The sequence below is a fragment of the Pseudomonas ficuserectae genome, from assembly GCF_024584585.1.
In the GTDB taxonomy this organism is placed as follows: domain Bacteria; phylum Pseudomonadota; class Gammaproteobacteria; order Pseudomonadales; family Pseudomonadaceae; genus Aquipseudomonas; species Aquipseudomonas amygdali.
Genome location: NZ_CP085684.1, coordinates 3,090,448 through 3,115,878 on the forward strand (window position 1 = coordinate 3,090,448; position 25,431 = coordinate 3,115,878).

Consider the following 25,431-nt stretch of genomic DNA (forward strand, 5'->3'; position numbering starts at 1 on the left):
GGGCCCGTTGGCCGTTGATCCGCAAGCAAGAGGGACATGGCTACTGCCCCAAAATCGGTGGCAAGTGTTGATCCCATGGCGCGATGGCTTCCACAGCGGCACAGAACTGCAGCACCTGAGCGTCGGCAAAGCGTGGCCCGACCACTTGCAGACCAATGGGCAGCCCGCCGGAACTCCACCCGCAGGGCAGGTTGGCCGCCGGGTTGCCGGTAATGTTGAAAGGGTAAGTAAATGGCGTCCAGCGCGCCCACGGCACAGCGCCGTCCTGCCCGGCATAACCGGCAGGTGCCACGTCGTCGGCAGCAAACGGCAGAATCGGCAACGTGGGCATGATCAGCAGATCGTAATCCTCAAACAGCGCATGGACCTGATTGGCAAACGCAGCGCGCTGCTGAAGTGCCTGCAAGTAATCGCTCAGGCTGTACTGGGCAGAACGCCTGATCAGATCGGCAAAGCCAGGGTCAAGCTGGTCCAGTTGCTGCGCAAGCGCTTTGCCATAGGCGATACCGCGTCCGGCAACCCACAGGGTTTCGAACGTCGCCAGCGGGTCCTGCCAGGCTGGTTTGAGCGTGCTGACCGTGACGGGCAGCGACCTGGCGATATTACCCACAGCAGCTTCAACCGCTGCGGCGATTTGCGCGTCGACCGGTGTGTCAAACAGCGTCGGGCAGAAGCCGATACGCAACGGATTCAACGGTTGGTCACACCGTGCCAGAAAGGACTCGTCAGGGGCTGGCAGCGCCTGGTGATCCAGCGGATCCGGCCCCGACAGGATATCGAAAAGCAAAGCGCTATCACGCACGGTTCGGGTAATCGGTCCGGCATGACTGAGCATCTCGGTGGCTGACCAGGGCCAGGTCGGAATGCGTCCCAGAGTGCCTTTGAGGGCGAACGCACCACAGAACGAGCCAGGTATGCGCACCGAGCCGCCACCATCGGAGCCCAGTGCGCCCGGCACCATGCGCGCCGCCACCGCAATCGCCGAGCCGGAACTGGAGCCACCACTGGTCAGTGCCGGGTCCCAGGGGTTACGCCCGTTGCCGAACACCCGTGACGTACTCGCGCCGGTCCAGCCGAATTCGGTCGTCGCTGTCTTGCCCAGAATGATCGCACCAGCATTCTTGAGGCGGCGAATGATCGGTGCATCCTGGACCGGCACCGAGTCCAGAGCAGTCAACGAGCCACGCGTGGTGCGCAGTCCCGCTGTCGAAAAGAGGTCCTTGATGCCAAAGGGTATGCCGTGCAGCGGACCTCTTGCCTGACCACGCTGCAGTTCGGCAGTCATCGTCCAGGCCTGTTCGAGCGCGACATCGGCGTATACGTCACCAAACGCATTGAGTGTGGAATTGTGGGTTTCAATCGTTGCCAGACATAACTCAGTCAAGCGTATCGGCGTCATGCAGCCTTTGCGGACAAGCGCGGCAGCTTCAATCACGGTAGGCATGGACGATGGCTGTGGCTCAATCAATGTAGATACCTCTTTCATCAGTGAGATACTTCTGCGCAATGCCCAGTGCCGACGACTGTCGGCGCATTACATTCAGCAGGGGCTGGCGCGTCAAGTGGGTTTTGTTGGATATATTGAATTTGTGGTTTTAAATTTTGTAACAGCACCGTCACGGTGCCAAAAAAAGCTCAAAACCCTGCGTCGCCCAATTGCGGTGCGCAGTTAAAACGACGGGAAGAGGCAGGAGAAAGAAAAGAAGGAGGCGATGGGCAAGCAGATAGAACGGCGCCTGTCCGTGGCGCAGTCCTGTCATTGAAACCGGTATTTCAAGTCAGCGATCAAACCGCCAGATCGTGAGCATGGAACTCGGTTACACCGACCAGCTGGATTTCAAAGTCTGCATGCAAATCACCATTGACGTTGCCGGACAGCACGTGGTCGGCGAAACGCAGCTGGCCAGCGCCTGTGAACTCGCCGCTGCCAATGAAGCTGAAAGCATCAAGGGCTTTGGTGTCCACGTTGGCATCCATCTTCAGGAAGCTCAGCTTGTCGCCCTGCTGGCTGTTGAAGTCGGTAATCACGTCGCTGGCGTGGCCTTTGCCCATTTCTGCCAGGTCATTGAACACAAAACGGTCAGCACCGCTGCCACCGGTCATGATGTCTGCGCCCAGACCGCCAACCAGCTTGTCATTGCCCGCGCCGCCGAACAGCACATTGTTCGCATCGTTACCGGTCAGGGTATTGTTGCGATCATTGCCCAGCAAAGTGAACTCGCCCTCTCCTTTTAGGTGGACGTTTTCAAAGTTGGCCAGCGGGCCGGCATTCAGGTCGATCACTGTGGCAACCGGCGATGTGTTGTCATAGGTGATCTTGAGTGTATCGATGCCCTCATTGGCCTTCTCTTGCACCAAAGCGAGCTCACCAGCCTGATCAATAACGTAGGTGTCGTTACCCAAACCGCCAATCATGGTGTCCAGACCGCCACGACCATCAAGCACGTTATCCAGGCTGTTGCCGATCAGCGTGTCATTGAAAGCAGAGCCAATGGCGTTTTCAATGTGCGCACCGTAGGCAATCGCCAGCCCTGAGTTCATCAGCGTCGGGGCATCAGGATTCTGGTTGTAATCGAGGAACGCCTTGCCGATGGTGCTGAACTCACCCTCGTTGAGGTTGATCTTCACAAACGAAGCCTGATTGCTGGCATCAATCGTATCCTTGCCACCAGCGTCCCAGATCGTCTCGAACACCGACTGATCGGGTGCCCATTTGTAGACGTCATTACCGGTGTGATAGCTGGTGTTGGCACCGTATATGAACTGCATGGCCGCCACATCGAGCAACATCGGCGTGGTGGGTTTGAAACTGTAGTTGTTGGTGTAGCTCATGATGGTGTAACGGGCATCTTCAAACTTGGCATCGAGCAGAACATCGTTGTATTGCGAGGCTTCAAACGAATGTTTCAAACCCAATGCATGACCCGTTTCATGCATGAACGTCAGGTAATCATCCGTGCCTTTGGCAGGATCAGCCGCGTTGACTTTCGGCCCGATCCAGACATCACCGGACCGGCCCAGTGTGCCTGGCGCGTAAGCCTGGCCGTACTCAGTACTTTGCAGACTCTTGAAGCCGCCAAAACGAATGTCTCCGACATTGTCCGGGGTGTCCTGAACCTCGGTGAATTTGATGTCTGCCACTGCACTCCATGCACCCAACGCACTTCTTGCCGCCGCGGCCTGGGCATCGGTCAGTGAATAGGCATCGCTGGGCTCCTGAGAGCGACTGTAGTCAGTGGCATAGACGGAGTTGGCAGTATGAAAGCTGTAAGTGAGGTGAGTACCGGTTGAATCGCCTAACCAGAACGGCCCCCACAACAGGCTGGTGACTCTGTCGTCGGGAGACCCTTCGGGCAAAAGTTCGGCAGGACTTGAATCATTTGGGCCGGGCATCAGCAATGCTCCTGAAGAATACACACGTTAGTGATTAACCAACGATCTTTGCCCACGCAAAAATCGCCAGGCAGTTTATTACATAACAGGCACACTGTGGGCACAATAAGTTACAAGCAAACTACTTACGGATGCCGGACACGCATTGCCAACACCCGCAGACTTCTTATTACGAATGTACTTTTATAGCCATTATACGCCTCCTACTAATAGCGCTACATGAAACCTTCTTTAAACCCACGACTCCAACTGACCGGGTTCATTGCCCAAGCCGCCAATGAGCATTCACGGCAAAACGCGAGAACCCGATCAAGACCGGCAACGAAGGCGGTACAGTTGAGCTATCGTGTAACGGCTGTCGACGCGCTGGACGGTTCAGCGTTCGCGACAGGCACAGAACTGAAGCCTGACGCATCCGGCCGGATTGCGTGCATTTATACGCTGTGTACCTTGCTGCCCTGTATAAATCATAGGCATCATAAGACCTTATCTCATCTGATCGCGGTGCGCCCCATGACCCACCACCCTGCGCCACTTCCTGCCAACGAAGAAGAACGAGTCCTGTCTCTTGAGCATCTCAGGATACTGGACAGCGCTCCCGAGCAGGACTTAGACGACATTGTGCTGCTCGCTACCACGCTGTGCGACGCGCCTATCGCCCTGGTTTCGCTGGTTGACCGGGAACGCCAGTGGTTCAAGGCCTGCATCGGCCTGGACGTCAAGGAAACCCATCGCGATCTGGCCTTCTGCGCACACGCAATCCTGCAACCTTCCGATGTGCTGGTCGTAGAAGATGCAACCACCGACCCCCGCTTCAGAGAAAGCCCGCTGGTGCTGGGCCCTCCTTATATCCGGTTTTATGCAGGCGCACCGATTCGCACCGACACGGGCCATGCGCTGGGCACGGTGTGTATAATCGATATCTGGCCGCGTGTTCTGACCGAACAACAACGTCTGGCCCTGCTGGCACTGGCCCGCCAGACCGCAGCCTTGATGCAATATCGCCTGCTTACACAACAACGCGACCAACATGCCGCAGAACTGGCCCTGGGACTCGAAAGCGCACAGAATCAAAGCTTGGCCGTTGAACGCAATCTGCGCGAGTCACAGCGGGTGTCGTCATTGGGAATGCTCACAGCGAGCATCGCCCACGACTTCAACAACCTGCTCCAGGCGTTGAGCGCCAGCCTGCAACTTGTCCGCATGCGCTCGCGTCGCCCATCTGATGTCGAGACGCTCAGTGACACCGGCCTGCGAGCTGTGGATCACGGTCGACAATTGGTCACCCGTTTGCTCGATAGCGTTCGTCAGGACGGCCCCGAACTGATCTGCATCGATGTCAGCGAACGAATCGATGCCGCCCGTGATCTGTTATTGCGCTCGGCAGGCGACAATCTGGAACTGTCGTTCGACCTTAGCGCCCAGGGCTGGGGCGTCCTGTGCGCCGAAGCGCAGTTGCACGCCGCCGTATTGAACCTCTTGGCCAACGCCCGTGATGCAATGTCAGGGTCTGGCAAGGTACATATCGCCACTCGACTGGAGTCAGTCAAGGAAGACCCACGATTGCCGGAAGGCGACTACCTGGTACTCAGCGTGGCTGATAATGGCCCAGGCATGGCCGCCGATCTCAAGGAACAGATATTCGAACCCTTCTTCACCACCAGAAGCTCCGAACCAGGTGCCGGCCTGGGCCTTGTTCAGGTGCAGGAGTTTGCGGTGAACGCAGGCGGAGGCGCACGCGTCGAAACAGCACCTGAAAACGGGACGACCGTGCATCTCTATCTGAGAATACTGGGTCCGATCAATTCAACGAATTAAGCGCCCCACTACTTCACAGACGTCTGACGCGGCCTTGTTATTCATTAGATGAATAACAAGGCCGCATCAGACGCATTCACCTTATGAATTACATTCCCATCATGGCGACAATAGCAATGTACTTATTGCGCGTTAGATGCTTGTAAAAAATAAACAGCATGGGTTCTCTTTTACAAAAAAATACACTCACAACAATGGCGCTTTCCGATTCACGACTATATTCAATCAACAGCAAACATTCTGTTTGCGCTACTGCCTTGGCAACAGGATGTTTGCTGTGGGATACGCAGTTGCAATAACTGCACGCTGTACACACATTAATCAAGGAATAGATTATATGTTGAAGCCTCATGGTTTAACGCCGCTCGCATTGACGGGCGGCATTCTTGTATCGCTATTGTCTGTCAGCCTGTCTGCCCAAGCCGATATCGCCACCGATGTTGCCACTACCGGTTGGGCTACTCAAAACGGGGGCACCAAGGGTGGTTCAAGGGCAGCAGCGAATAACATTTATTCGGTGAAAAACGCCGCCGAGCTGAAAGCCGCACTGGCTGCGTCGGCAGGCAGCAACGGCCGGATCATCAAGGTGACAGGGGTTATTGATGTCAGCGACGGCAAACCGTACACCAAAACCTCTGATATGAAGCAGCGCGCCCGCCTGGACATCCCCGGCAAAACCACGATTGTCGGCACCTCCAGCAGTGCCGAGATAAGGGAAGGGTTTTTCTACGCGAAGGAAAACGACGTCATCATTCGCAACCTGACCATTGAAAACCCCTGGGACCCGGAAGATGGCAGCGCCGGCAACTGGAACTCGGAGTACGACGGTCTGACGGTCGAAGGTGCCAGCAATGTATGGATAGATCATGTGACGTTTACCGACGGCCGTCGTACCGATGATCAGAATGGCACGGCCAATGGTCGTCCAAAACAACACCATGATGGCGCACTGGACGTCAAGAACGGCGCCAACTATGTCACCATCTCGTATTCCGTGTTCCGGAATCACGAAAAGAATAACCTGATCGGTTCAAGTGACAGTAAAACAACCGATGACGGCAAACTGAAGGTGACCATTCACAACTCGTTGTTCGAGAATATTTCCTCTCGCGGGCCGCGAATAGGGTTTGGCCAGGTTCATCTTTACAACAACTATCACACTGGAAGTACCAGCCATAAGGTCTACCCGTTTGTGTATGCCCAGGGCGTCGGTAAAGGTTCGAAAATCTTCTCTGAGCGCAATGTGCTCGATATCAGCGGCATCAGTGGTTGCAGCAAGGTTGCGGCCGACTATGGCGGCAGTGTCTACCGTGATAGCGGGTCGCTGGTAAACGGCAGTGTCATCAGCTGTTCCTGGAGCACCAGTATTGGCTGGACCTCTCCGTATAGCTACACCCCTCTGGCGGCTGTCAAGGTTGCGGCCGACGTCAAGGCCAAGGCCGGCGCTGGCAAAATCTGATACGCCGGTTGTACAGGACGATAAAAGACCCTCTCAATGAGGGTCTTTTATTGAGCAGGTTATCGCCGGACGAAGAGTCAGCCTTCATCAGGATCGCGCCCCTCAATTGACCAGTTGATTGATCTCGATGATCGGCAACATCACAGCCATAACGATCACCAGCACTACGCCGCCCATGATCACGATCATCAAGGGTTCGAGCAGCGCAGTCATGCCCAGCGCGCGGCGCTCGATATCGCGGGAAAGGGTCTGCGCAGCACGATCAAGCATCGGCGGTAACGACCCGGTTTTTTCGCCGCTGGCAATCAGGTGAATCAGCAGCGGCGGAAAGACCTTTTCAATCCGCAGTGCCACCGCCAGGTTGACGCCTTCGCGGACCCTGGACGTGGCTTCGCTCACCGCCAGACTGAGGCGATCGTTGGACAAGGTCTGACGCGATGCGTCCAGCGCCCGCAGCAAGGGCACACCGGCAGCACCGAGAATCGCCAGGGTCGATGCAAAGCGTGCGGTGTTCAGCCCCAGTACGAATCGACCGATCAAGGGCAAGCGCAGGATCTGGCTGTGCCATCTCAGGCGCGTAGCCGGGTTGCGCAGACAAATTCGCCAGCCCCACAACGCCGCCAGCAATACGCCCAGACACACCAGGCCCCAGGCAAGGATGAAATCACTCGCGGCCAGCATGGCCAGTGTCAAACCGGGCAGGTCCTGACGCGCCTGAGAAAACGCACTGACTATCTGGGGCACTACGTAGCTCAGCAGAAAAATCACGATGGCAATCGAGACCAGCCCCACTACGCCGGGGTAGATGAACGCCGTGAGAATCTTGCCTCTCAGGCCATTGCGCTCTTCTATGTAATCGGCCAGTCGCTCCATGACCCGGGCCAAGTCGCCGGACTCCTCCCCCGCCCCGATCAAGGCCCGGTAAATGTCCGGAAAGTCTCTGGGGCGGGCGGCCAGCGCTTCGGCCAGACGCATGCCACTGCGAACATCGGTGCGTATCGCGCTCAGGGTCTGAATAATGTGTTGGCGTTCGGCCTGCTCGACCGTGGCCCCCAATGCTTCATCCAGCGGCAGCCCGGCACTCAGCAGGCTTGCCAGTTGTCGGGTCACCGAGGCAAGGTCAGCGTCCGAAAGGCGCATACTGAACAGCCCCCCTGCCCCATGACTGCTGGTCTGGCTGTCGATCTTTACCTGCAATGCAGTCAGCCCCCGCTGGCGCAGATCAGCCATCACGGCGTCCTGACTGTCAGCGTCCAGATAGCCGGATTCTATCGTGCCCTGCGCATCGGCAGCTTCATAGTGATAGCGGCTCATCAAGCGTCCCGTGTCACACGAATGATTTCTTCCGGAGCTGTGGTGCCATCGCGAACCCAGCGCTGGCCATCCTCGCGCATGCTGACCATGCCGGCATTGCGCGCCGCCCCCCTCAGTGCCTGCATATCGGCACCTTGATGGATCAGACTGCGCACCTCATCATCAATACAGAACAGCTCATGAATGCCGGTGCGGCCGCTGTAACCGGTGCCGCTACAGCGCTCACACCCCTGCGGGCGCCAGCAGCCTGACGCAGTCGGGTCGGGTTGTCTGCACTGCGGGCACAGACGGCGTACCAGGCGCTGCGCCAGCACGCCAAGCAGAGAAGACGCAAGAAGAAAAGGCTCGACGCCCATGTCGACAAGCCTGTTGATCGCCGATACCGAGTCATTGGTGTGCAGGGTTGCCAGCACCAAATGCCCGGTCAGTGATGCCTGCACCGAGATCTGGGCGGTTTCCAGATCTCGGATTTCGCCGATCATGATGATGTCCGGGTCCTGACGCAGAATCGCGCGCAACGCCAGGGCGAAAGTCATGTCGATTTTGCTGTTGACCTGAATCTGACTGATACCCGGCAGGTCGTATTCCACCGGGTCCTCCACGGTCAGGATATTGCTGGTGCTGGCATCCAGCCGTGCCAACGCGGCATAAAGACTGGTGGTCTTGCCACTGCCGGTGGGCCCTGTGACCAGCACAATGCCATGGGGTTGGCGTATCAGGTTGTCGAGTCTGGCCAGCACATCAGGGGCCATGCCCAGTGTCTCGAGACGCAGACGACCGGCCTGTTTGTCGAGCAGGCGCATTACCACCCTTTCACCGTGGCCGGTAGGCACGGTCGAGACGCGAATGTCGATGGGCCGACCGGCCACGCGCAATGCGATTCGACCATCCTGAGGCAAGCGCTTTTCGGCGATATCCAGCTGGGCCATGATCTTGATGCGTGACACCAGCGAGCCATGCAACGCCTTGCGCGGCGATACTACATCGCGCAGGCTGCCATCGACCCTATAGCGCACCACCGAATGGCTTTCGTAGGGTTCGATATGAATATCGCTGGCCTCGTCGCGAGCCGCCTAGGTCAGCAGTGCATTGATCATGCGAATCACCGGGGCACCGTCCTGAGCATCCAGCAGGTCGGTGATTTCCGGAATATCCTGCATGAGCCGGTTCAGGTCAGCGTCGTTTTCTGCAGCGCCCACCACCGCCGCCGCGCTGCCGGTATCGGCGTAGGCTGCGGCCAGAAGCCCCTCCAGTTGATGCGTGCCAACCTGTTCCAGACGCGCCGGACCGAACTGCCGCCGGGCCTCATTGATTGCCCAGCCGGGAGTAGCGTCGCAGACGACCAGCAGCACACCCTCGTCAGTCTCACGCAAGAGAATGCGTTGCGCTCTGGCCCAGGCATAAGGCAGCGCACTCATGGCACAGGCACTGCGCGAATGACCGCCCGCGGCATCTGACCGGCAGCAGGCTGCAGGTCAGGAATCGCCTTTGCCGCAGAGGGCAACTGCGGCGCCTGCATGTCCGGCAGCATCCAGTTACGCTCGGGACGCAAATTACCCTGTGCGCGGCGCATGAATTCGTAACGGTTCAACGTGATGTTGCGCCCTGTGCCGCTGTCACGAATGATGTAGGGACGCAGGAAGACCATCAGATTGGTTTTTCTGGTCGAACGCGCTTCGTTTCGAAACAGTACGCCGAGAAGCGGAATCCTCGACAGCCAGGGCACCGCTTCATCGCTCTGGTTGTACCCGTCCTGAAGCAGGCCGCCCAGCACCATGATCTGCCCGTCGTCCAGCAGGATGCTGGTATCGATGGCGCGCTTGTTGGTGACGGTGCCTGACGCCAGCGAGGCGCGCTGATCGACATTGCTGACTTCCTGATAGATGTCCAGCTTGACCGTACCGCCTTCGGAAATCTGCGGCCTTACATTCAGTTTCAAGCCGACTTCTTCGCGCTGAACCGTTTGAAACGGATTGTTGCTGGTGCCGCCACCGCCCGTTACATAACTGCCGGTGACAAACGGGATGGTCTGGCCGACGAAGATACTGGCCGCCTCGTTGTCCAGCGTCAGCAAGTTCGGCGTGGACAGCACATTACTGCCACCCTTGCTCTTCAGGGCGCGCGCGAGCACCTTCAAATCCAGCACTTCGCCAATGCCCGGAATGGTCACCGCGCCCCTCACCACGCCGACATTCAAGCCTGGGGGAAGCACGTCGATACTGGTGCTGCCACTGGTATTCAAACCGCTGCCGCCAAGGTTCACCCCGCCAAAGCCGCCGCTGCCATTCAGGTTGCCGGTCTGCCACTGCACGCCGAACTGGTTCGCATCGTCCTCGCTGACCTCGACAATCAGGCTTTCGATCACCACCTGAGCACGGCGCTGATCCAGTTGATCGATGACCTCACGCAAATTGCGATACAGCGGCTCCGGAGCGGAAATCAACAGGGTGTTGGTGGTCGCATCAGCCTGAATGGTCACCCCTGCGGCACTGAACGCGGTGTTCTGTTCGGCTTGCTGACTACCGGCAGTGGCAACCGAAGGCGACGCGCTACTCTGGCCATAACCGCTGCTGGCTATGGTCCCGGAGACAGAGCCTGCGCTGCTGTTACCTTGCGCGTCGTTCTTGTTACCGGTGCTGCCCATGCCACTGAGCATCGCCCGGGCGGTATCACTGGCACCGCTGTCACTTTCACCGGTCAGCAAGCCCCGCAAAGCCTGGGCCAGCTTTCCCGCCTGGGCATTGCGCAGGTACACAACATGCAGATTGCTCGGGTTGCTCTGGGCGTTGTCCAGCTTGTAGATCAGGTTGCGCGCCAGCTCGGTACGCTCCGGGCTGCCAGCACGGATAATGATGGCGTTGGAGCGGGGGTCGCCAATCACACTGATCTTCTGGGTCGAGTCGCCGCCCTGGGTATCCAGCAACTCGCTGACCATACTGGCGATGTCTACAGCGATACCGTTATGCACGGTCACCACGTCAGTATCGATGGCACTGGGCGTGTCGATACCGTCGATGATCTGCGCCACTCGCACCAGGTTATCGGCGTAGTCGGTGACGACAATGGTGTTATTGCCGGGATAGGCGTTGATCGGGTTGTTCGGCGAAACGATAGGCCGCAGCACCGGAATCAGATTGACCGCATTTTCGTACTGCAAGCGAAACGTACGGGTCAGCATGCCGTTCCCGGAAGGTTTGTCGGCACTGTAAACAGGACCGCCGAGCAGTCTGGCATCGGCTTCAGGCACGACGTGAGCCACGCCGCCGACATCCACCACACTGAAACCCTGCATGCGCAAAGCTGCCATCAGCATTTCATAAGCCTGAAAGGCCGGCACCGACCCTTCGCTGACCAGCGTCAGCGTGCCCGTGACTTTGGGGTCCAGCAAAAACTGCTGGCCTGTGGAACGTGACAACGCCCGCACGACCGATTGAATATCGGCCTCGACAAAATTCAGTTGTATGAGCTGATCACCCAGCGCGCCGTGCGCAGCCCCTGTCCTGCGGGCTGGCGTATGGCCGCGAGCGGTGTTCGACAACGTGTGTTTCTGTCCTGGCGCGACGCCCGGTTGCGCGCGCTGGCGATCATGTGCATCACGGACGGGTAAGGTTCTGGCCAGCGGTTGACCCAGCTCGCTCTCTACCAGCCCAGGCGGCGCGGGCGATGTGGTGCTGCAAGCGCTCAGCGCCAGCAGGAAAAACGGTGCGACCCTGCGACAGGGCAACGTGCAGGTAAAGGCATACCATTTCATTAAGCTTCCTTTGCGCTCGACGCCTGATCCATGCGAACAACCCCGGACAGATGACCTGTCAGGTCCTGAGCGTCTTCGCCTGCACGTTGCAGGCTGGCGTCCTTGATGTGTAACGAAAACAATTGCGGCTGCTCCAGCAGCCAACCAATCACTGCGTCGGCTGGCGCGTGATCGAACGCCAGTTGCCAACTGTGCTCAGCCCCTTCACCGTCTTGCTCAAGCTGGCAATACGACCACAACCCGAAGGCTTCAAGGCTGCGCTGCAATGCTGGCTGCGGATGCTGCGGGCCTGTTCGGCGCTGCGGCACGCTCACCTGCTTGAGCAGCGTTTCGAGCGTCTCGGCCTGGGCGCTCAACACAGGATTTTGCGCCTGCCAATACGTGATTTTCTTCAGCGCAGGCTGAACCATCAGTAACCACGTCACCAGGCAGCACAACACCAGCGCGCCTATCGACAGTAGACGCGTCTCCCTGATCGACAGACCGGCCCTGACAACACGCACATGCCCACTCAGTCGCCGCCAGCGGTCAACGTATGGCTGCCACATTCGGCTACTCAACGTCGCTCTCCGGCGTAGAAGCGGACGCATCGGCCGCTTGATCGGGCATCTGGCTCAGGGTCCAGGTGAGATGATCGCGACTGGCTGTCAGACCCACCTGCGCCAGCGAACGCTGCAACGTATCGTCAACAGCAGGCTGGGCGTTATCGGGCAACAGTTGCAGCTGCAGGCGGCCATCTGAATAGGTCAGGCGCTGCACGCTACCTGCAAGGAACGGCAGCGCTCCAGCGGCGCTTTTTACCAGCTGTTCGAATCCGCTGTCGGTGCCGGTGGCTGAACCGCTTTCAAGTGCCGCCACCTGCTGCCGGGCCTGCTGCAGAGGATTGAGAATGACCGGCAAGTAAGGAAAGGCCTGACTGACCCGCTGCACCATACCGGCCCTGAGTTGCTGTCCTCGGGCAGCCTCGCGAGCGGCGTACAGATTCAAGCCCAGCGCCCATACCCCGACAGCCAGGCCGCAGCAGACCCATGCGGCGGTCCAGCCCGATGTCCTGACTTTCGCCGCCCCTATTCCTGCATGCAGGCTCCAGCCGGGTGACGGCCCGCCCAGGAGCAAGACAGCCGATGTTTCCAGGCCTGCCGTGCCCTCGTCGTCCAGCCGGTGCAACTCGCTGCCGTTGGCCAGGCGCGCGTCAGGGGTCTCGGTCAGCCGCGGATGCACGCCACCTTGCCCGGCACCGTGACGTAGCAGCCAGTGCTCATCCCGCAGCACGACACTGACTTGACCCGGTGCAGGCACAGGCAGGCCATAGGGCGCAGGGTAAAGGCCGCGCAACGACAGACGCGACTGACTCAGCAGTCGGCTCAGACGTTCCAGCGCAGTTGCGGGCAACCAGCCCAGATAAACGGCCCCGTCAGAATAGCGCGGGCTGCTGGCGATGTGCATCAGCTCACTGCCGCCCAGTATCAGTCCCTGGGCGGCTAACAGCGCAGCGCTTCTGATCCGCGACGCAGTCAGCGGCGGCGTTTCGATCCGGGCCAGCAGACTGTCCAGTGGATGCAGAAACGCTTCCACCGGCTGCAGTGCACCGCCCTGCTTCAATTCCAGCAAATTGCTCAGGCCGATTTCAACAGTCTTGCCCTGGCTGTCCAGCCGGACGAATAGCAGTGGCGTCTCCGGATTCAGTTGCTCCAGAGCAGGCAGGGCGATCCGCAACCGGCTCATACGCCGATCCGCGACCAGATAACATGAGGCACGCTGTCATCGCGCACATACAGCAAGGCCTCCATGCTGGCCTGACGTCCGTCTCTGCGCGCCTTGCCACGGAACACAAACCACTCGCTTGCTACTCCGATTTCAAGCCCGTCAGCCGCCTGGGTCGGCACCTGCATGCGAGCGATGATTTCCAGACGGTAGGCAAACCACTGTCCCCTGTCGCGCTCGGCCACCACCGTTTGCGCACTGGGCAATGACAAACCGGGCACCACCGCTGCCAGTACCTCGGCACTCGCTGTATTGCTGTTGACCCAGGTATTGGCGGGCAGAATGCACACGTAGCGTTTCAGCCGCTCCAATACCTGATCGCTCAAACCCTGCATCCCTTGCAGATCATCCAGGCTGCGCAGTGTCACCAATGATGCCGGGGTGGGCTTGCGCGTCGCCGAAGAAGTCTCTCGCCCGCTTGCGAACATGCCGCTGACCTGGCCCGTTGCCGGAGTCGAAAAACGTGTGTATGAGCCAAGCACCCGCTGGCTGATGCTCTGGCAGAGAACATCACTGATGGAAATCATCTGACACAAGCGTTCGAAACTGCGCAGTTGACCGATTTCCAGCTGACCATTGCGCAGCAGGTTGCGCAGGTTGAATTTGCCCTGCTGGTCTTCCAGTTGTCCGTGAAAACCTTCTTCAGGTCGATCGGATGGACTCTGGCCGAGGGGCTGCGCCCACGCCTGGCAAGGATGAGTCGCCCGGCTCTTGCGACGTGAATCCCACAACAGCATGCGGCTCGCGTCCAGCCCGGCCATCAGCGCTGCGCTGTTCTGGATACGCGACTGCTCGGCTTCTACCGTGCGAATCATGACACTCTGACGGGTCAGCATACCGGCCGCGATGACCGCGACAATCGCGACGGTCAGCAGGGTACTGATAATTGCCGAGCCGCCTTGCCTGATTGCGCTTGCCGGGTAAATGCTCAGCGCCATGTTCAGAGCTGCCATGAGCCGATATCAGCATTGACACCCTCGCCATCGGGCTGACCGTCGGCACCCAGAGAAAAAAGATCCACCTCGCCGTTAACGCCGGGGTTCAGATAATGATAGGGGTGTCCCCACGGATCATTGGGTAGCCGCTCGACATAGGCGCGCCAGTTGTTTTTGTTGATGTTGGCCGGCCGCTCGACCAGAGCTTTCAGGCTCTGAGCCTGATTGGGGTAAGTGCCGTGGTCGAGGCGATAGAGCTTGAGCGCCTGCATCAGCCCTGCGATATCCTGCCGGGCAGCAGCAGCCCGCGCCTGGTCCGGACGGTCAAGAACCCTGGGCACCACAACAGCGGCCAGAATGCCCAGAATAACCACGACCACCATTATTTCGATCAGGGTAAAACCGTCCTGGCCGCGACGGCCTCCAGACCGAGGCTTGACGCGTGCGACATCCATATCCATATCCTTGATGATCCTCATCTGTCCCGCAGTGTAGACGCCGCCGCGACGGGGCACGATAAATCTGCTCAACCCTTATGGTGAGCCATTCATGAACAATCAGATGCTGGTCCGGTGCTATCGTTGTTGCCTGTATCGAGCAGGAGGATTTGCCAGGAGGCGCCCATGCTGCAACCGCACAAGGAGAAAGGCTTCACGCTGATCGAAGTGTTGGTGGCGCTGTTGATCATCGCCGTGGCAATGGCGGCTGCCGCGCGCCTGAGCGGGGTAATGACCTTTAACAACGGTGTGTTGCGCGACCGCGCCATTGCGCTGCTGGAGGCGCAGAACCAACTGGCCGAATTACGCATGATGACAAGGCTCAGGCCTGGTTTCACAACCCGCAAGTGCGATCAGGGCAGGCTCTCGCTCACCTGTGAACAGACACTCAAAGCCAGTGCAGGCGGAATGTTGATGCGGGTCAGTCTGCGAGTATTACAGCGGGACAATAAAGCGCCGCCACTGGCCCGCCTCGATACCATTATCGCCATCCGACGCCAGCCGAAAGAGTCTCCATGAGCGTTTCAACGACGCAGCAGGCTGGGCAACTCCGGCAGGCCTGCCAGGCTGGCGACCTTGAATCGTGTACGCTCGGTACCCTGCTCGATCACTACTGCGTCACTCTCGATAGCCACCAGACGTACATCCTTGGCAAGCAACTCCCCCGCCAGATAGCTGCGCGCCGGTCTATCGTTGACAGTGAGAATCGCCACCGCGCCTTTGCTCCCGGTCATGACACCGGTGACCTTGATCCGGACCTGAAGTGGCTGGTTGGCGAACCACTGTCGGGCAGGACTGCCGACATTGGCAGCGGGAACGGCGCTTTCCGGCAACGGTGCGCGCACAGGCTCGGGCGCAAGCAGCAACGACGACCAGAGCGCGATACCCGCCAGCGCTGCAATCAAGGCCGCCGATTGCACCAGGCGCGGTGCTGATAATGGATGAAACGAAAATGCCATGACTGAACCTCCTGTTCGTCTGCGGGGGCAGTCTACATCACTGCATCAGAATGCCTGGCCCCCGCTTTGATCCGTATGCAAACGTCATCAGGGAGCCACCGATCATGAGTATGGACACACAACGGGGTTTTACCCTGATCGAGTTGATGGTGGTTCTGGTCATCATTGGCATTGTCAGCGCAACGGTGAGCATGAGTATCAAACCCGATCCTGCCGCTTTGCTGCGCAAGGATGCTGAACGCCTCGCACACATGCTGCACATTGCACAGGTCGAGGCCAGAGTCGACGGTCGGCCAATCACCTTGCTGGTCGATGACAAAGGCTTTGGTTTCGCACGACGTGCCGAGTAAGGCCTGGGCTACGACCGCTTCATGAACGACCCGCAGCTGCGTTTCAGAGCCTGGGAAACACCCTCCATACGCATCAGCGTAGACCCGGCGCAGCGAGTGGTGTCAGGTCCCGAATGGATCGTCGCACCGCTGCGCATCCAGCTCTCTGACGGTGAACGATCCTTGAGCCTGCAGCGTAGCGCGCTGGGTCAACTGCAGGTGGTCAGCCCTCCATGAATGCAAGGCAAAACGGCTTCACATTACTGGAAGTGATGGTGGCTATCCTGCTGATGATCATCGTCAGCCTGATTGCCTGGCGTGGGTTGGAGAGCATCACTCGCACCGATATCCAGTTACGCGAAAGCACCGGGCACACCGAGTCGGTACTGCGAGCGCTGAACCAGCTGGAGCGCGACGTGGCCATGCGTGCCAGCGTCGAGCTGCAAAAACCGCTGCCTGGCGAAGAACCGGATCCGCAGGCAAAAACGTTGATACCCATCAGTATTCGCAGTGCGGAAAGGAACGGCATGCGCCTTGACGTCATTCGCAGTGCGGCCACGGCCGGGGAAGGACTACAGCGAATCCGCTGGTGGCTAAAGGACAACACGTTGTATCGCGCGGCCGCAGACAGCAGCAATCTCTACCCCCTACCCGCTCCCGACGAAGGAATAGCGGTGCTCGACCATGTCGTCGAGACAAAAATAAGGGTCTGGAGAACTGTCGGAGGCTGGCAACCGCTCGACAGCCACAAGGAAGACAATCCCGACGGGCTGGAAATTGTGCTCACGCTACATACCCGTAATGGCGACGAGCGCTATCGAAAGGTGCTGGGGCCGCTGAATTACCGAGCATGGCTTACAGGCGACTGAGGGACGATGGTTTGAGTCCATTCTGGCGTCACGTCGTCAAAAGGGCCTGCTTCTATGCCTCAAGACGTCTCAAGTCCCAATGACGCCTTATCACTGCGCTGACCACCGGCTGGGCGTCGACCTGTAACAGCAGCTCATGAAAATCAGGCCGGGTGGTATGCAGATGCTCGCGCGCACCGCCCCATCTGGTCACGATGCAAGCCAGAATCTCAACTGCACCGGGATCATCACAACGCCAGAAGCCTGCATTAGCGAACAGATCCGCAAATGTCTCCCAGTTTTCATGCAACCGCGCACGGGTGCCGGTTTCGAGTAGCGTAGCCTGCGTTTCGTCGGAGCCCGACAGCCAGCGCTGCGGGTAATCGATAATCCCGATCGGGGCGTAGCAGTTGGCGGCGATGTAGACCAGCGCGCGAAGGGCTTGAGCGCGCAGGGCAGGCTTGCTGGGCAGCAGCCCGGATTCGGGATGCTCCAGTCCCAGATGAATCAGAATTGCAGCGCTTTCGGTGAGCACCGTGCCATCGGCCAGGACCAGCGTGGGCACCTGCAGCAATGGATTGACCCGCCGCAATGCTTCCTTGCCTGGCCCCTCCTCCCACGCGCAGGCCCTGAACAAGGTAAAAGGAACCGAGCAGCGCCAAAGCGCTATCTCGATGGCTGCGGACCCCGAACCCTCTGTGCCAAAAAGCGTGTACATGCCAATGCTCCTTGTCAGGTGCTACATGGTCGGTCCGCGCAGTCACACAGACGCAGGAGCAAACAAATGGGCGTGCATAAAATCAATGAATACCCGCAGGCGCAGGGAAAGGTGCTTGCTCGATGGCCAGAGCAACCTGAAACTTCCGGTATGCACCGTGTAGTCGGTCAGTATTGGCACCAACTCGCCAGTGCGAATGGCCGATGAAATCATGAAGTCCGGCAGGCAGGCAATTCCCAACCCCGCCCGCGCAACATCAACAAGAATTTCCGTCGTGTTGCACACCATCACCTGGGGCAAATCGAGATCATCGGCACCGGCCTCGCGACGTAGCGGCCAGTGTTCAAATTTGCCCGAAGAGGGAAACTTGTGCAACAGACAGGCGTGTCGACTCAAGTCTGCTGGATGTTGAGGTGTCCCGCGCCGGGAAAAATAGTCCGGAGCGCCGACGATTTTCAATTGAAAGCCCCCCATCCGCCTTGACATCAGGCCCGAGTCGCCGGGGTCTCCCGTGCGCAGGACGATATCAAAGCCTTCCTCGATGATATCGACCATGCGGTCGGAAAAATCGATGTCCAGTTCGATATCGGGATAGGTGCGCATGAACTCGATGATGACCGGCATGACCAGGCCGCTGACCAAAGGCAGGCTGATGCGCAACCGGCCTCTGGGCAGGTCTCTGGCATTGCTCAACTCCATTTCTGCCGTTTCAAGCTCCGACAGAATACGGCGACAGCGCTCCAGAAATATCGAGCCCTCCAGGGTCATGGCAATACTGCGCGTACTGCGATGAAAAAGCCTGACACCCAGGCCCTCTTCCAGACGGCCGATACTCTTGCCTACCCCCGACGATGAAATACCCAGGCGCTTTCCAGCCTGGGTAAAACTCCGTGTTTCCGCGACCAGAACAAACACCGCAATGCTACCGAGCGATTCCAATACCCACTCCTATTAAGGACAGCCCTGTCCTATACCTTCGGAACATAAGCCTGTTTTTGTTTACAGACGCAACCCCTAATCTCCCGACAGGGCAACTGCCCTTGGATAAACGCGTGCAATGCACCGAAAACTGCGCACGCTTCACAGGGAAATTGCACATGACTTCAGCAAGCCAGGTTCAAGCATCGTCTGCTACCAGACGCTGGGGACAATTGTTTGCCGCCTGCCTGACAGGCATCCTGATTCCGTTGTGCTTCACTGGCCCTGCCGTGGTTCTGCCCTCGATAAACAAGGCACTGGGCGGATCAGCCGTCGAGCTCACGTGGGTCATCAACGCTTACATCCTGACTTACGGCAGCGCCATGATGGCCGCTGGAAGCCTGACGGATATCTACGGCAGAAAACGCGTATGGCTGATCGGACTGGCGATATTCGTGCTGTCCACCTTTGCCATTCCGATGGCCTCATCCGTCGTGCAGATTGATGTACTTCGCCTGATTCAGGGGCTGGGCGGTGCAGCAGCGTTCGCTGGCGCAATGTCATCGCTGGCCCAGACCTTCCATGGAGCGGACCGCACCCGAGTGTTCAGCCTGCTGGGCACCACGTTCGGGATAGGCCTGGCCTTCGGTCCTCTTGCGGCGGGCTCGCTGGTCGACTCGGCTGGCTGGAAATGGTCATTCCACGCAACGGCTCTTATTGGGGTTGCGGGATTCTTTCTGGTGCTTTTCAGCGCTACAGAATCCAGAGACCCCAATGCCACCGGCATGGACTGGCCAGGAGCGATCAGCTTTACCGCGGCACTGACCCTGTTCACCTACGCAATCCTGCTCGCCCCTGAAGACGGCTGGACCCATCCACTGGTCATGGGCGGCATTATCGGTTCACTGTTGCTGTTCTGGATATTCATTGCAGTGGAACGGCGCGTGGCCAGACCCATGCTTGATCTGTCGCTGTTCAAGAGCGCGCGCTTTGTCGGCGTGCAGATTCTTGCGGCCAGTCCGGCATTTTTCTTTGTCGTGCTGATCATCATGTTGCCAGCACGCTTCATTGGCATCGACGGACTCAGCGCGCTGGAAACCGGACAGATGATGACCGCACTGGCCGCGCCCCTGCTGATCGTACCGATGCTTGCCGCACAACTGGCACGTCGTTTCACCTCTGGTCTGCTGTCCGGTATCGGTCTGCTGCTGGTGGCTGTCGGCCTGCTGTGGCTCGCGCTGGCGCTGGACAGCGGAGCAATCAAAACCGCCTTGCTGCCGATGGCCTTGATCGGTATCGGCATCGGTCTGCCCTGGGGGCTGATGGATGGCATGGCGATCAGTGTGGTTGAAAAGGAACGCGCCGGTATGGCTACCGGCATCTTCAATGCCGTGCGCGTTTCTGCCGACGGCATAGCCATTGCGATCGCAGGCGCACTGCTGGCCACGTTCATTCAGTGGGGCCTGTTCGATGCCCTGACGGGTGTCGCGCCTGATGTGGTGACAAACGCTGCCAACCGCGCCGCATTGGGCGATCTGCAGAATGCGATCAGCCTACTGCCCGGTCAGGCAGAACTGCTGCACCAACAGTACGCCACCGCGTTCCGCAATCTGCTGTTCATTCTCAGCGCCGCCACCGTGCTGACGGCAGTGGCAGTCTTTGCCCTGCTAGGTCGCGTGCGCGCTCATGACGAACCGCCACTCGAGCCATCCGACACGCTTGACCTGGCGGGAGAAGCCAAGTGAGCCCACATGAGATGACCGGAACACAGCGGCATCCTGCCTTTGCAAAGGTGTTCGCACCGGGCCATCTCACCTTCGGCCTGATTGCGCCGCTGGAAGGCTATCCCGACGCTGCCGCGCCGACCATGAAAAATCACATTGCCCTCGCAAAACAGGCCGACAAAGCCGGTTTTGCAGCACTCTGGCTGAGGGATGTACCGCTTCTCGACCCAGGCTTTGGTGACGCTGGCCAGATATTCGACCCTTTCGTGTATGCAGCACTGCTTGCTGCGGTGACCACGCAAATCTGCATCGGTACAGCCGGTATCGTACTGACGCTGCGCAACCCGCTGATGGTCGCCAAACAGGCCTGCAGCCTTGATGTATTGCTGGAGGGACGCTTCCTGCTGGGGTTGTCAACGGGTGATCGGCCCGGCGAATACCCTGCATTCGGCGAGAATTTCGACACACGCGCAGAGCGCTTCAGAGAGGGGGTCGAGATGCTGCACGCCGTAACCGAGCACTCTTTTCCGGCCTTCACGTCGCGCCACTACGGGAAACTCAATGGCACGCTGGACCTACTGCCAAAACCTTTTTTCGGGCGGTTGCCGATGCTGGCCATCGGTCACTGTCAGCAGGACATCAAATGGCTGGTCAACCATATGGACGCCTGGATATGGCATCAGAGTGGCTTCAACACCCTGCCCGACGTGATCAATCACTGGCGCGATGCCAACGAGCAGAAACGATTCAAGCCCTACGGTTATGCGACGTTCTTTGATCTGGAGGACAACAAGGACGCGCCCATGAAAGTCGGCCGTGGCATCAGTACAGGGCGCAACGCCCTCATCGAGCTGTGGCAGCGTCAACGGGAACAGGGCGTTTCGCATGTTGCGCTGAACCTGAAACCACTGAGACGTCCGGCCACGGAAGTGTTACAGGAGCTGGAAGAGTATGTGCTGCCGTATTTTCCGACCCGACGCAGTGAGCATGCCTGAGCGAGTATTTCGCCTGCACGGCCACTGTCGGCAAAGGATCTAGCAGGGAAGAACGACATAAAACCGACCTGGGAGGTCATCATGCGCACTGAAAAAGCTTATCCGATAAAACCTAACCCGATGCGCAGCAGCCGCAACAAGATACAGCTGGGTGTTTTCTCCACTAACACCGAGGGCGGCTGCACCGTCACCAATGCGCCGGAACGCCTTCGCGGAGACGATTGGGCAGGTAATCTGGAAATCGCCCGGGTGGCCGACGATGCAGGGTTTGAAGCCTTCATACCGGTAGGCCGCTGGAAAGGTTTTGGCGGCACCAACAACACCGGCGGTGTCTGTTTCGAAACCTACACCTGGGCTGCCGGTATTGCCGCCCTGACCCACCAGATTGCCGTGTTCACCACATCGCACCTGCCCACGGTTCATCCGCTGTTTGCAGCCAAGCAGGCGGTGACCATCGATCACATCAGCAGCGGGCGCTTCGGGCTGAATATTCTGTGCGGCTGGTACGGCGCGGAAATGCGCATGTTCAACGGCCAGATGATGGAACACGACAAACGCTACGACTACGCGGAAGAGTGGCTGCACATCGCAAAAAATGCCTGGGAGCAGCAAACACCGTTCGACTTCAAAGGAGAATATTTCAACATCTGCGACGCTATCTCGCAGCCGCACCCCCTCAACACCCCCTATCTGATCAATGCCGGCGGTTCACCGCGCGGCAAACGGTTTTGCGCCAAACACTGTGATGCCGCCTTCCTGATCGTCAAACACCTGGACGGTGAAGACGCCGTGCGTCAGCAGATTGCATCCTATAAAGACCTGGCGAAGCAGGATTTCGACCGCGATATAAAGATATGGTGTTACGGCTACGTGGTGCAGAAGGACACGCAAGAACAAGCGGACGCCTACCTGGACTATTACGCCAACCAGCTGGGTGACGATGAGGGCTGCGATATCATCACCAGCGAGCTGGGCATTCAGACCGGTATTTTCACCCCGGAAGACGCGGTCCGTTTTCGCTTTCATTTCAAGGCAGGGTTTGCAGGCGTGCCGCTGGTAGGCACTCCGGAACAGATCGTGGAACTGTTCAAGAAATATTCTGACTGGGGGATCGATGGCATTGCACTGACATGGCTTGATTACCACGAAGGCATAAAGGATTTCGTCAGAGAAACATTGCCATTGATGGAACAGGCGGGCCTGCGCGAAGCAATCACTGTCGAGGCAATCACTCCGAAAGTAGCTGCCGAAGTAGCCTGATGATGAGTACTCCCTGGCGTAGTTAGCCAGGGAGCTTTACCCGAACGATTTAAATGGCCAGCATGCGTTGTGGATTCAAAAGACTCATCTCGGCACGACGCTCGCAACTCAAACCGAACGCGTCGAACCACTGCCCGCTCATCGACAGCCACTCATGCACATCGACCTGACTGGTCTGCCCAAGGTCGGAGCTGTAGACCACATTGGGAACATGACTCAATACCTTAGTGAAATCCTGTCGGTCCTGATAGCCCAACAAGTAGGTCAGCGCCGTCTGTTCGATGTAGACCGATGGCTCACTGCCAATCACCGCAAGCTCGGCTGCTTTCAGACCGGTCAACGGGTTGGCGGGCTGATTGAGCATCAGCCTTGGCACACCGATGCGCAGTGCTTCCTCGATCAGCATCCTGACTTCACCGGCGTCGGCATGCCCTGTCGAGATGACCAGCGGATAGTCACGGGCCATTTTGAGAATATCCAGCGTCTGCGGCGTAAGGCGTCCGTTCTGCGCTGTCACTCTGGCAGGCTTGATGGGCTTTTCGCGCAACAGCGGATGGCTCAGTTTACGGGCCAGCGTGCTGGTATGCGTTCTGCCTGTGACGGTTGGCAAGTGAACAATGAAACGTCCAGGTTCATCGCCGCGCAAACAGAGACTGCGCTCGACTACACGGTAGTCGATGCCGCCAGCGATCTCGTTCAGAACCACAGAACCGCTGACCGGAAAACCCTGATTGCGTGCTTCCCATGCCTGGGCAGCCGTGCACCCCAAGTGATTTTTCAATACGACCCGCCCCTGCACAGCAGCGTAGCGCCGGCCCGCCTCTATCGCGCCATGACGGCGAATGAACGCGTCAGGATTGGCGTGATAATGCACATCAATGAAGCCTGGCTCCTCGATCCGACTCATTGCACACACTCCGCTCTGGCGATCAGAAATGTATCGATGCTCTCCAGCACCCGGTCCAGATCATCCGCCAGCGGGCGCATCCCGCCATCCGGCACACACAGTGAGCGTTGTTTGTGGCCTTTGGTACGCAGCACATGACCCGCCCCCACCAGTTGCGACTTTTCGCCAAACACGCTCAGCACACGCCCTTTGTAATCGAGCAGGCACTCACTGATATCCAGACCGCTCAGTAGCCGGAATCCCAGGGTCAGACGCTGTCCCTGGGTTGATAGCGCTGCGTCATTCTCGCTGACGGACGGGTGCTCGTGTTTCTCGCCTTCAGGCAACACCAGATCGTCCAGCAGGCGTTTGGCTTGCTCGACATGCCCTTGTTCTGCCAGATCCGCCATACGTCCCAGCCTGGAATCCAGCAGCGCATCGGCTTTGGCGGGAGAAGAAAGCAGCAACAACGCAGGCGTCGACCGTAGTAATGAAGTGCCTGCCAACGCCTGTACCAACGCACCACCCAAGGCCACGCCGACGAGTAGATCCGGCACACCCCAAGGCTCTAGCGCGCTGACCCAGCGCTGGGTAAACCCGTCAAAGTCTTCGCCCGCCTTGACCGGCAGGGATAGGGAATCAAAAACCGTAACCTGATAACCCACCGCAGTGAAATGCTCGATCAGCGGTTTGGCGAAGCCACCCGCGTCCCAGACCGGCATCACCGGTGAAAGAATGAATACGCTTGATTGCCCGACACCGAAGGTCTGGCAGGTGATGCAATGACTCATGGCTTTTGCTCCTGCAAAAATGACAAGACCCGCTGTTTCGAGCGGGTCCGGTCGTTGATCCATCCTGACGGGTCAGCGGGTCGTGCGCAGACGTTCAACACTGGTGGCATAGCCGCGCAGGGTTGACTCGATAATGAGCTGTGCGGGCAGCACCTCCTTGATCAGGTCCGCCACCTCGCCGGCCCAGATCGCCCTGATACTCACATCATCGGCCGCCAGTGCTGCTTCATACTCAAGACGCAATTGATCGGCTGATGCAGCAAACGCCTGCTCCTCACCTACCCAACTGTCGGAAAATTTATTGGCGATCACTCGTCCGCTGTAGCCCTGCGGCCAGTCGATGCCGCGCACCTCATCGAAGATCCGGGTTCGCACTGTATCGCTCGCGACAGCCTGCACCAGGCGCTGTTTTACCCGTTCGGAAGGCAGTGCTTCCTGCGAAGCCAGAAAGCGCGTCCCCATCATCACGCCATCCATGCCGAGCGCAAGCGCAGCAGCCATGCCACGGCCATCGGCAATCCCGCCGGCACCGATAAGCACAACATCGTCACCAACCGCGTCGCGAACTGCCGGAAACAGCGGCAATGAAGCTCGGCGCAAACTGTGACCACCCGCCTCGGCGCCTTGCACGATCAGCGCATCGGCACCGGCGTCCAGCGCTTCTAGCGCCTGGTCGACGTCATGCACCTGAACGATGACTTTGGCGTTGGCCTGTTGAATGGGCCGGACGAAAGGACGTACATCACCAAACGACAACGCAACCACTGCCGGGCGGTACTCGAGAGCCAGCTGAAGCAATTCGAACTGCCTCGCCACGGTAAACATGACCAGGCCCACACCCCATGGTTGCTGCACGTCGTGCATCATCTCCAGTTCACGCGCCATCCATTGCGGATCGCCGTAACTGGCACCCACCAAACCCAGACCACCGGCCCGGGAAACTGCAGCCGCCAGACGCCCTCTGGACGCCCCACCCATCGGTGCCAGAATCAGAGGATGTTCAATTCCAAGAAGAGAAGTCAGTGCTGTATTGATCGTGGCCATCGCCTGATACCTGTGAAAATCCGAGTGA

General features: G+C 58.7%; 21 protein-coding genes and 2 pseudogenes. 8 read left to right on the plus strand and 15 right to left on the minus strand.

The window, feature by feature from the left end:
• Positions 1-40 precede the first annotated feature (40 nt).
• Positions 41-1,444 (minus strand): amidase, encoded by a 1,404-nt coding sequence (locus LJU29_RS13575; RefSeq protein WP_257112727.1) that lies wholly within the window; start codon positions 1,442-1,444, stop codon positions 41-43.
• 341 nt (positions 1,445-1,785) lie between these two features.
• Complete coding sequence (locus LJU29_RS13580) at positions 1,786-3,393, minus strand: M10 family metallopeptidase (RefSeq protein ID WP_004664861.1); 1,608 nt, start codon at positions 3,391-3,393, stop codon at positions 1,786-1,788.
• Between the two features lie 513 nt (positions 3,394-3,906).
• On the opposite strand from LJU29_RS13580, the gene LJU29_RS13585 reads away from it, so the two are divergent.
• Both LJU29_RS13585 and LJU29_RS13590 read left to right on the plus strand, forming a co-directional pair.
• Complete coding sequence (locus LJU29_RS13585) at positions 3,907-5,211, plus strand: sensor histidine kinase (protein WP_257110728.1); 1,305 nt, start codon at positions 3,907-3,909, stop codon at positions 5,209-5,211.
• A gap of 337 nt (positions 5,212-5,548) precedes the next feature.
• Positions 5,549-6,670, plus strand: coding sequence for a pectate lyase family protein (locus LJU29_RS13590; protein WP_257110729.1), 1,122 nt, complete (start codon positions 5,549-5,551; stop codon positions 6,668-6,670).
• Between the two features lie 102 nt (positions 6,671-6,772).
• On the opposite strand, the gene gspF is transcribed toward LJU29_RS13590, so the two are convergent.
• The 7 genes and pseudogenes from gspF to gspG form a co-directional block, all read right to left on the minus strand.
• Complete coding sequence (gene gspF, locus LJU29_RS13595) at positions 6,773-7,984, minus strand: type II secretion system inner membrane protein GspF (RefSeq protein ID WP_257110730.1); 1,212 nt, start codon at positions 7,982-7,984, stop codon at positions 6,773-6,775.
• Positions 7,984-9,402, minus strand: a pseudogene (gene gspE, locus LJU29_RS13600) (type II secretion system ATPase GspE). The gene gspF and the pseudogene gspE overlap by 1 nt, the downstream one beginning before the upstream one ends.
• Positions 9,399-11,735 carry a type II secretion system secretin GspD gene (gene gspD, locus LJU29_RS13605; protein ID WP_257110731.1) on the minus strand — a complete coding sequence of 779 codons (2,337 nt, stop codon included), beginning with the start codon at positions 11,733-11,735 and terminating at the stop codon, positions 9,399-9,401. The pseudogene gspE and the gene gspD overlap by 4 nt, the downstream one beginning before the upstream one ends.
• A complete protein-coding gene (locus LJU29_RS13610; RefSeq protein ID WP_239689819.1) occupies positions 11,735-12,295 on the minus strand; it encodes a type II secretion system protein M in 561 nt (186 codons plus the stop codon). Before LJU29_RS13610 ends, gspD begins: the two co-directional genes overlap by 1 nt.
• Positions 12,288-13,460, minus strand: a complete 1,173-nt coding sequence (gspL, locus tag LJU29_RS13615; protein WP_257110732.1) for a type II secretion system protein GspL — start codon at positions 13,458-13,460, stop codon at positions 12,288-12,290. Before gspL ends, LJU29_RS13610 begins: the two co-directional genes overlap by 8 nt.
• Complete coding sequence (gspK, locus tag LJU29_RS13620) at positions 13,457-14,452, minus strand: type II secretion system minor pseudopilin GspK (protein WP_257110733.1); 996 nt, start codon at positions 14,450-14,452, stop codon at positions 13,457-13,459. Before gspK ends, gspL begins: the two co-directional genes overlap by 4 nt.
• Positions 14,440-14,889, minus strand: coding sequence for a type II secretion system major pseudopilin GspG (gene gspG, locus LJU29_RS13625; RefSeq protein WP_004664843.1), 450 nt, complete (start codon positions 14,887-14,889; stop codon positions 14,440-14,442). The genes gspK and gspG overlap by 13 nt, the downstream gene beginning before the upstream one ends.
• 168 nt (positions 14,890-15,057) lie before the next feature.
• Between gspG and gspI the strand changes: the two genes are divergently transcribed.
• Complete coding sequence (gspI, locus tag LJU29_RS13630; protein ID WP_005756513.1) at positions 15,058-15,450, plus strand: type II secretion system minor pseudopilin GspI; 393 nt, start codon at positions 15,058-15,060, stop codon at positions 15,448-15,450.
• A 5-nt stretch (positions 15,451-15,455) separates the two neighbouring features.
• On the opposite strand, the gene LJU29_RS13635 is transcribed toward gspI, so the two are convergent.
• Positions 15,456-15,890 (minus strand): type II secretion system protein N, encoded by a 435-nt coding sequence (locus LJU29_RS13635; RefSeq protein ID WP_005746888.1) that lies wholly within the window; start codon positions 15,888-15,890, stop codon positions 15,456-15,458.
• A gap of 104 nt (positions 15,891-15,994) precedes the next feature.
• Here LJU29_RS13635 and LJU29_RS13640 point away from each other — a divergent pair.
• Together LJU29_RS13640 and LJU29_RS13645 are read left to right on the plus strand one after the other, a co-directional pair.
• A pseudogene (locus tag LJU29_RS13640) lies at positions 15,995-16,456 on the plus strand (prepilin-type N-terminal cleavage/methylation domain-containing protein).
• Positions 16,453-17,088 (plus strand): PulJ/GspJ family protein, encoded by a 636-nt coding sequence (locus LJU29_RS13645; protein ID WP_257110734.1) that lies wholly within the window; start codon positions 16,453-16,455, stop codon positions 17,086-17,088. The pseudogene LJU29_RS13640 and the gene LJU29_RS13645 overlap by 4 nt, the downstream one beginning before the upstream one ends.
• A gap of 52 nt (positions 17,089-17,140) precedes the next feature.
• Here LJU29_RS13645 and LJU29_RS13650 read toward each other — a convergent pair whose 3' ends face one another.
• Together LJU29_RS13650 and LJU29_RS13655 are read right to left on the minus strand one after the other, a co-directional pair.
• Positions 17,141-17,785: a glutathione S-transferase N-terminal domain-containing protein gene (locus LJU29_RS13650; RefSeq protein ID WP_005747191.1), complete on the minus strand. Its 645-nt coding sequence runs from the start codon at positions 17,783-17,785 to the stop codon at positions 17,141-17,143.
• Positions 17,786-17,827: 42 nt separating this feature from the next.
• Positions 17,828-18,724, minus strand: a complete 897-nt coding sequence (locus LJU29_RS13655; RefSeq protein ID WP_005746892.1) for a LysR family transcriptional regulator — start codon at positions 18,722-18,724, stop codon at positions 17,828-17,830.
• A gap of 158 nt (positions 18,725-18,882) precedes the next feature.
• Between LJU29_RS13655 and LJU29_RS13660 the strand changes: the two genes are divergently transcribed.
• The 3 genes from LJU29_RS13660 to LJU29_RS13670 all read left to right on the plus strand — a co-directional run bounded on the left by LJU29_RS13660 (position 18,883) and on the right by LJU29_RS13670 (position 22,682).
• A complete protein-coding gene (locus tag LJU29_RS13660) occupies positions 18,883-20,448 on the plus strand; it encodes an MFS transporter (protein ID WP_016982605.1) in 1,566 nt (521 codons plus the stop codon).
• An 11-nt stretch (positions 20,449-20,459) separates the two neighbouring features.
• Positions 20,460-21,422 carry an LLM class oxidoreductase gene (locus LJU29_RS13665; RefSeq protein WP_257112728.1) on the plus strand — a complete coding sequence of 321 codons (963 nt, stop codon included), beginning with the start codon at positions 20,460-20,462 and terminating at the stop codon, positions 21,420-21,422.
• Positions 21,423-21,503: 81 nt separating this feature from the next.
• A complete protein-coding gene (locus tag LJU29_RS13670) occupies positions 21,504-22,682 on the plus strand; it encodes an LLM class flavin-dependent oxidoreductase (RefSeq protein ID WP_257110735.1) in 1,179 nt (392 codons plus the stop codon).
• A 49-nt stretch (positions 22,683-22,731) separates the two neighbouring features.
• Here LJU29_RS13670 and LJU29_RS13675 read toward each other — a convergent pair whose 3' ends face one another.
• The 3 genes from LJU29_RS13675 to LJU29_RS13685 form a co-directional block, all read right to left on the minus strand.
• The gene (locus LJU29_RS13675; RefSeq protein ID WP_122302870.1) at positions 22,732-23,589 is read right to left on the minus strand and encodes a DUF6282 family protein; all 858 of its coding nucleotides are present in this window, start codon (positions 23,587-23,589) and stop codon (positions 22,732-22,734) included.
• A complete protein-coding gene (locus tag LJU29_RS13680) occupies positions 23,586-24,359 on the minus strand; it encodes a hypothetical protein (protein ID WP_257110736.1) in 774 nt (257 codons plus the stop codon). The genes LJU29_RS13675 and LJU29_RS13680 overlap by 4 nt, the downstream gene beginning before the upstream one ends.
• 72 nt (positions 24,360-24,431) lie before the next feature.
• On the minus strand, positions 24,432-25,403 hold the full coding sequence (locus LJU29_RS13685; RefSeq protein ID WP_257110737.1) for an NAD(P)H-dependent flavin oxidoreductase: 972 nt from the start codon (positions 25,401-25,403) through the stop codon (positions 24,432-24,434).
• Positions 25,404-25,431: the final 28 nt, after the last annotated feature.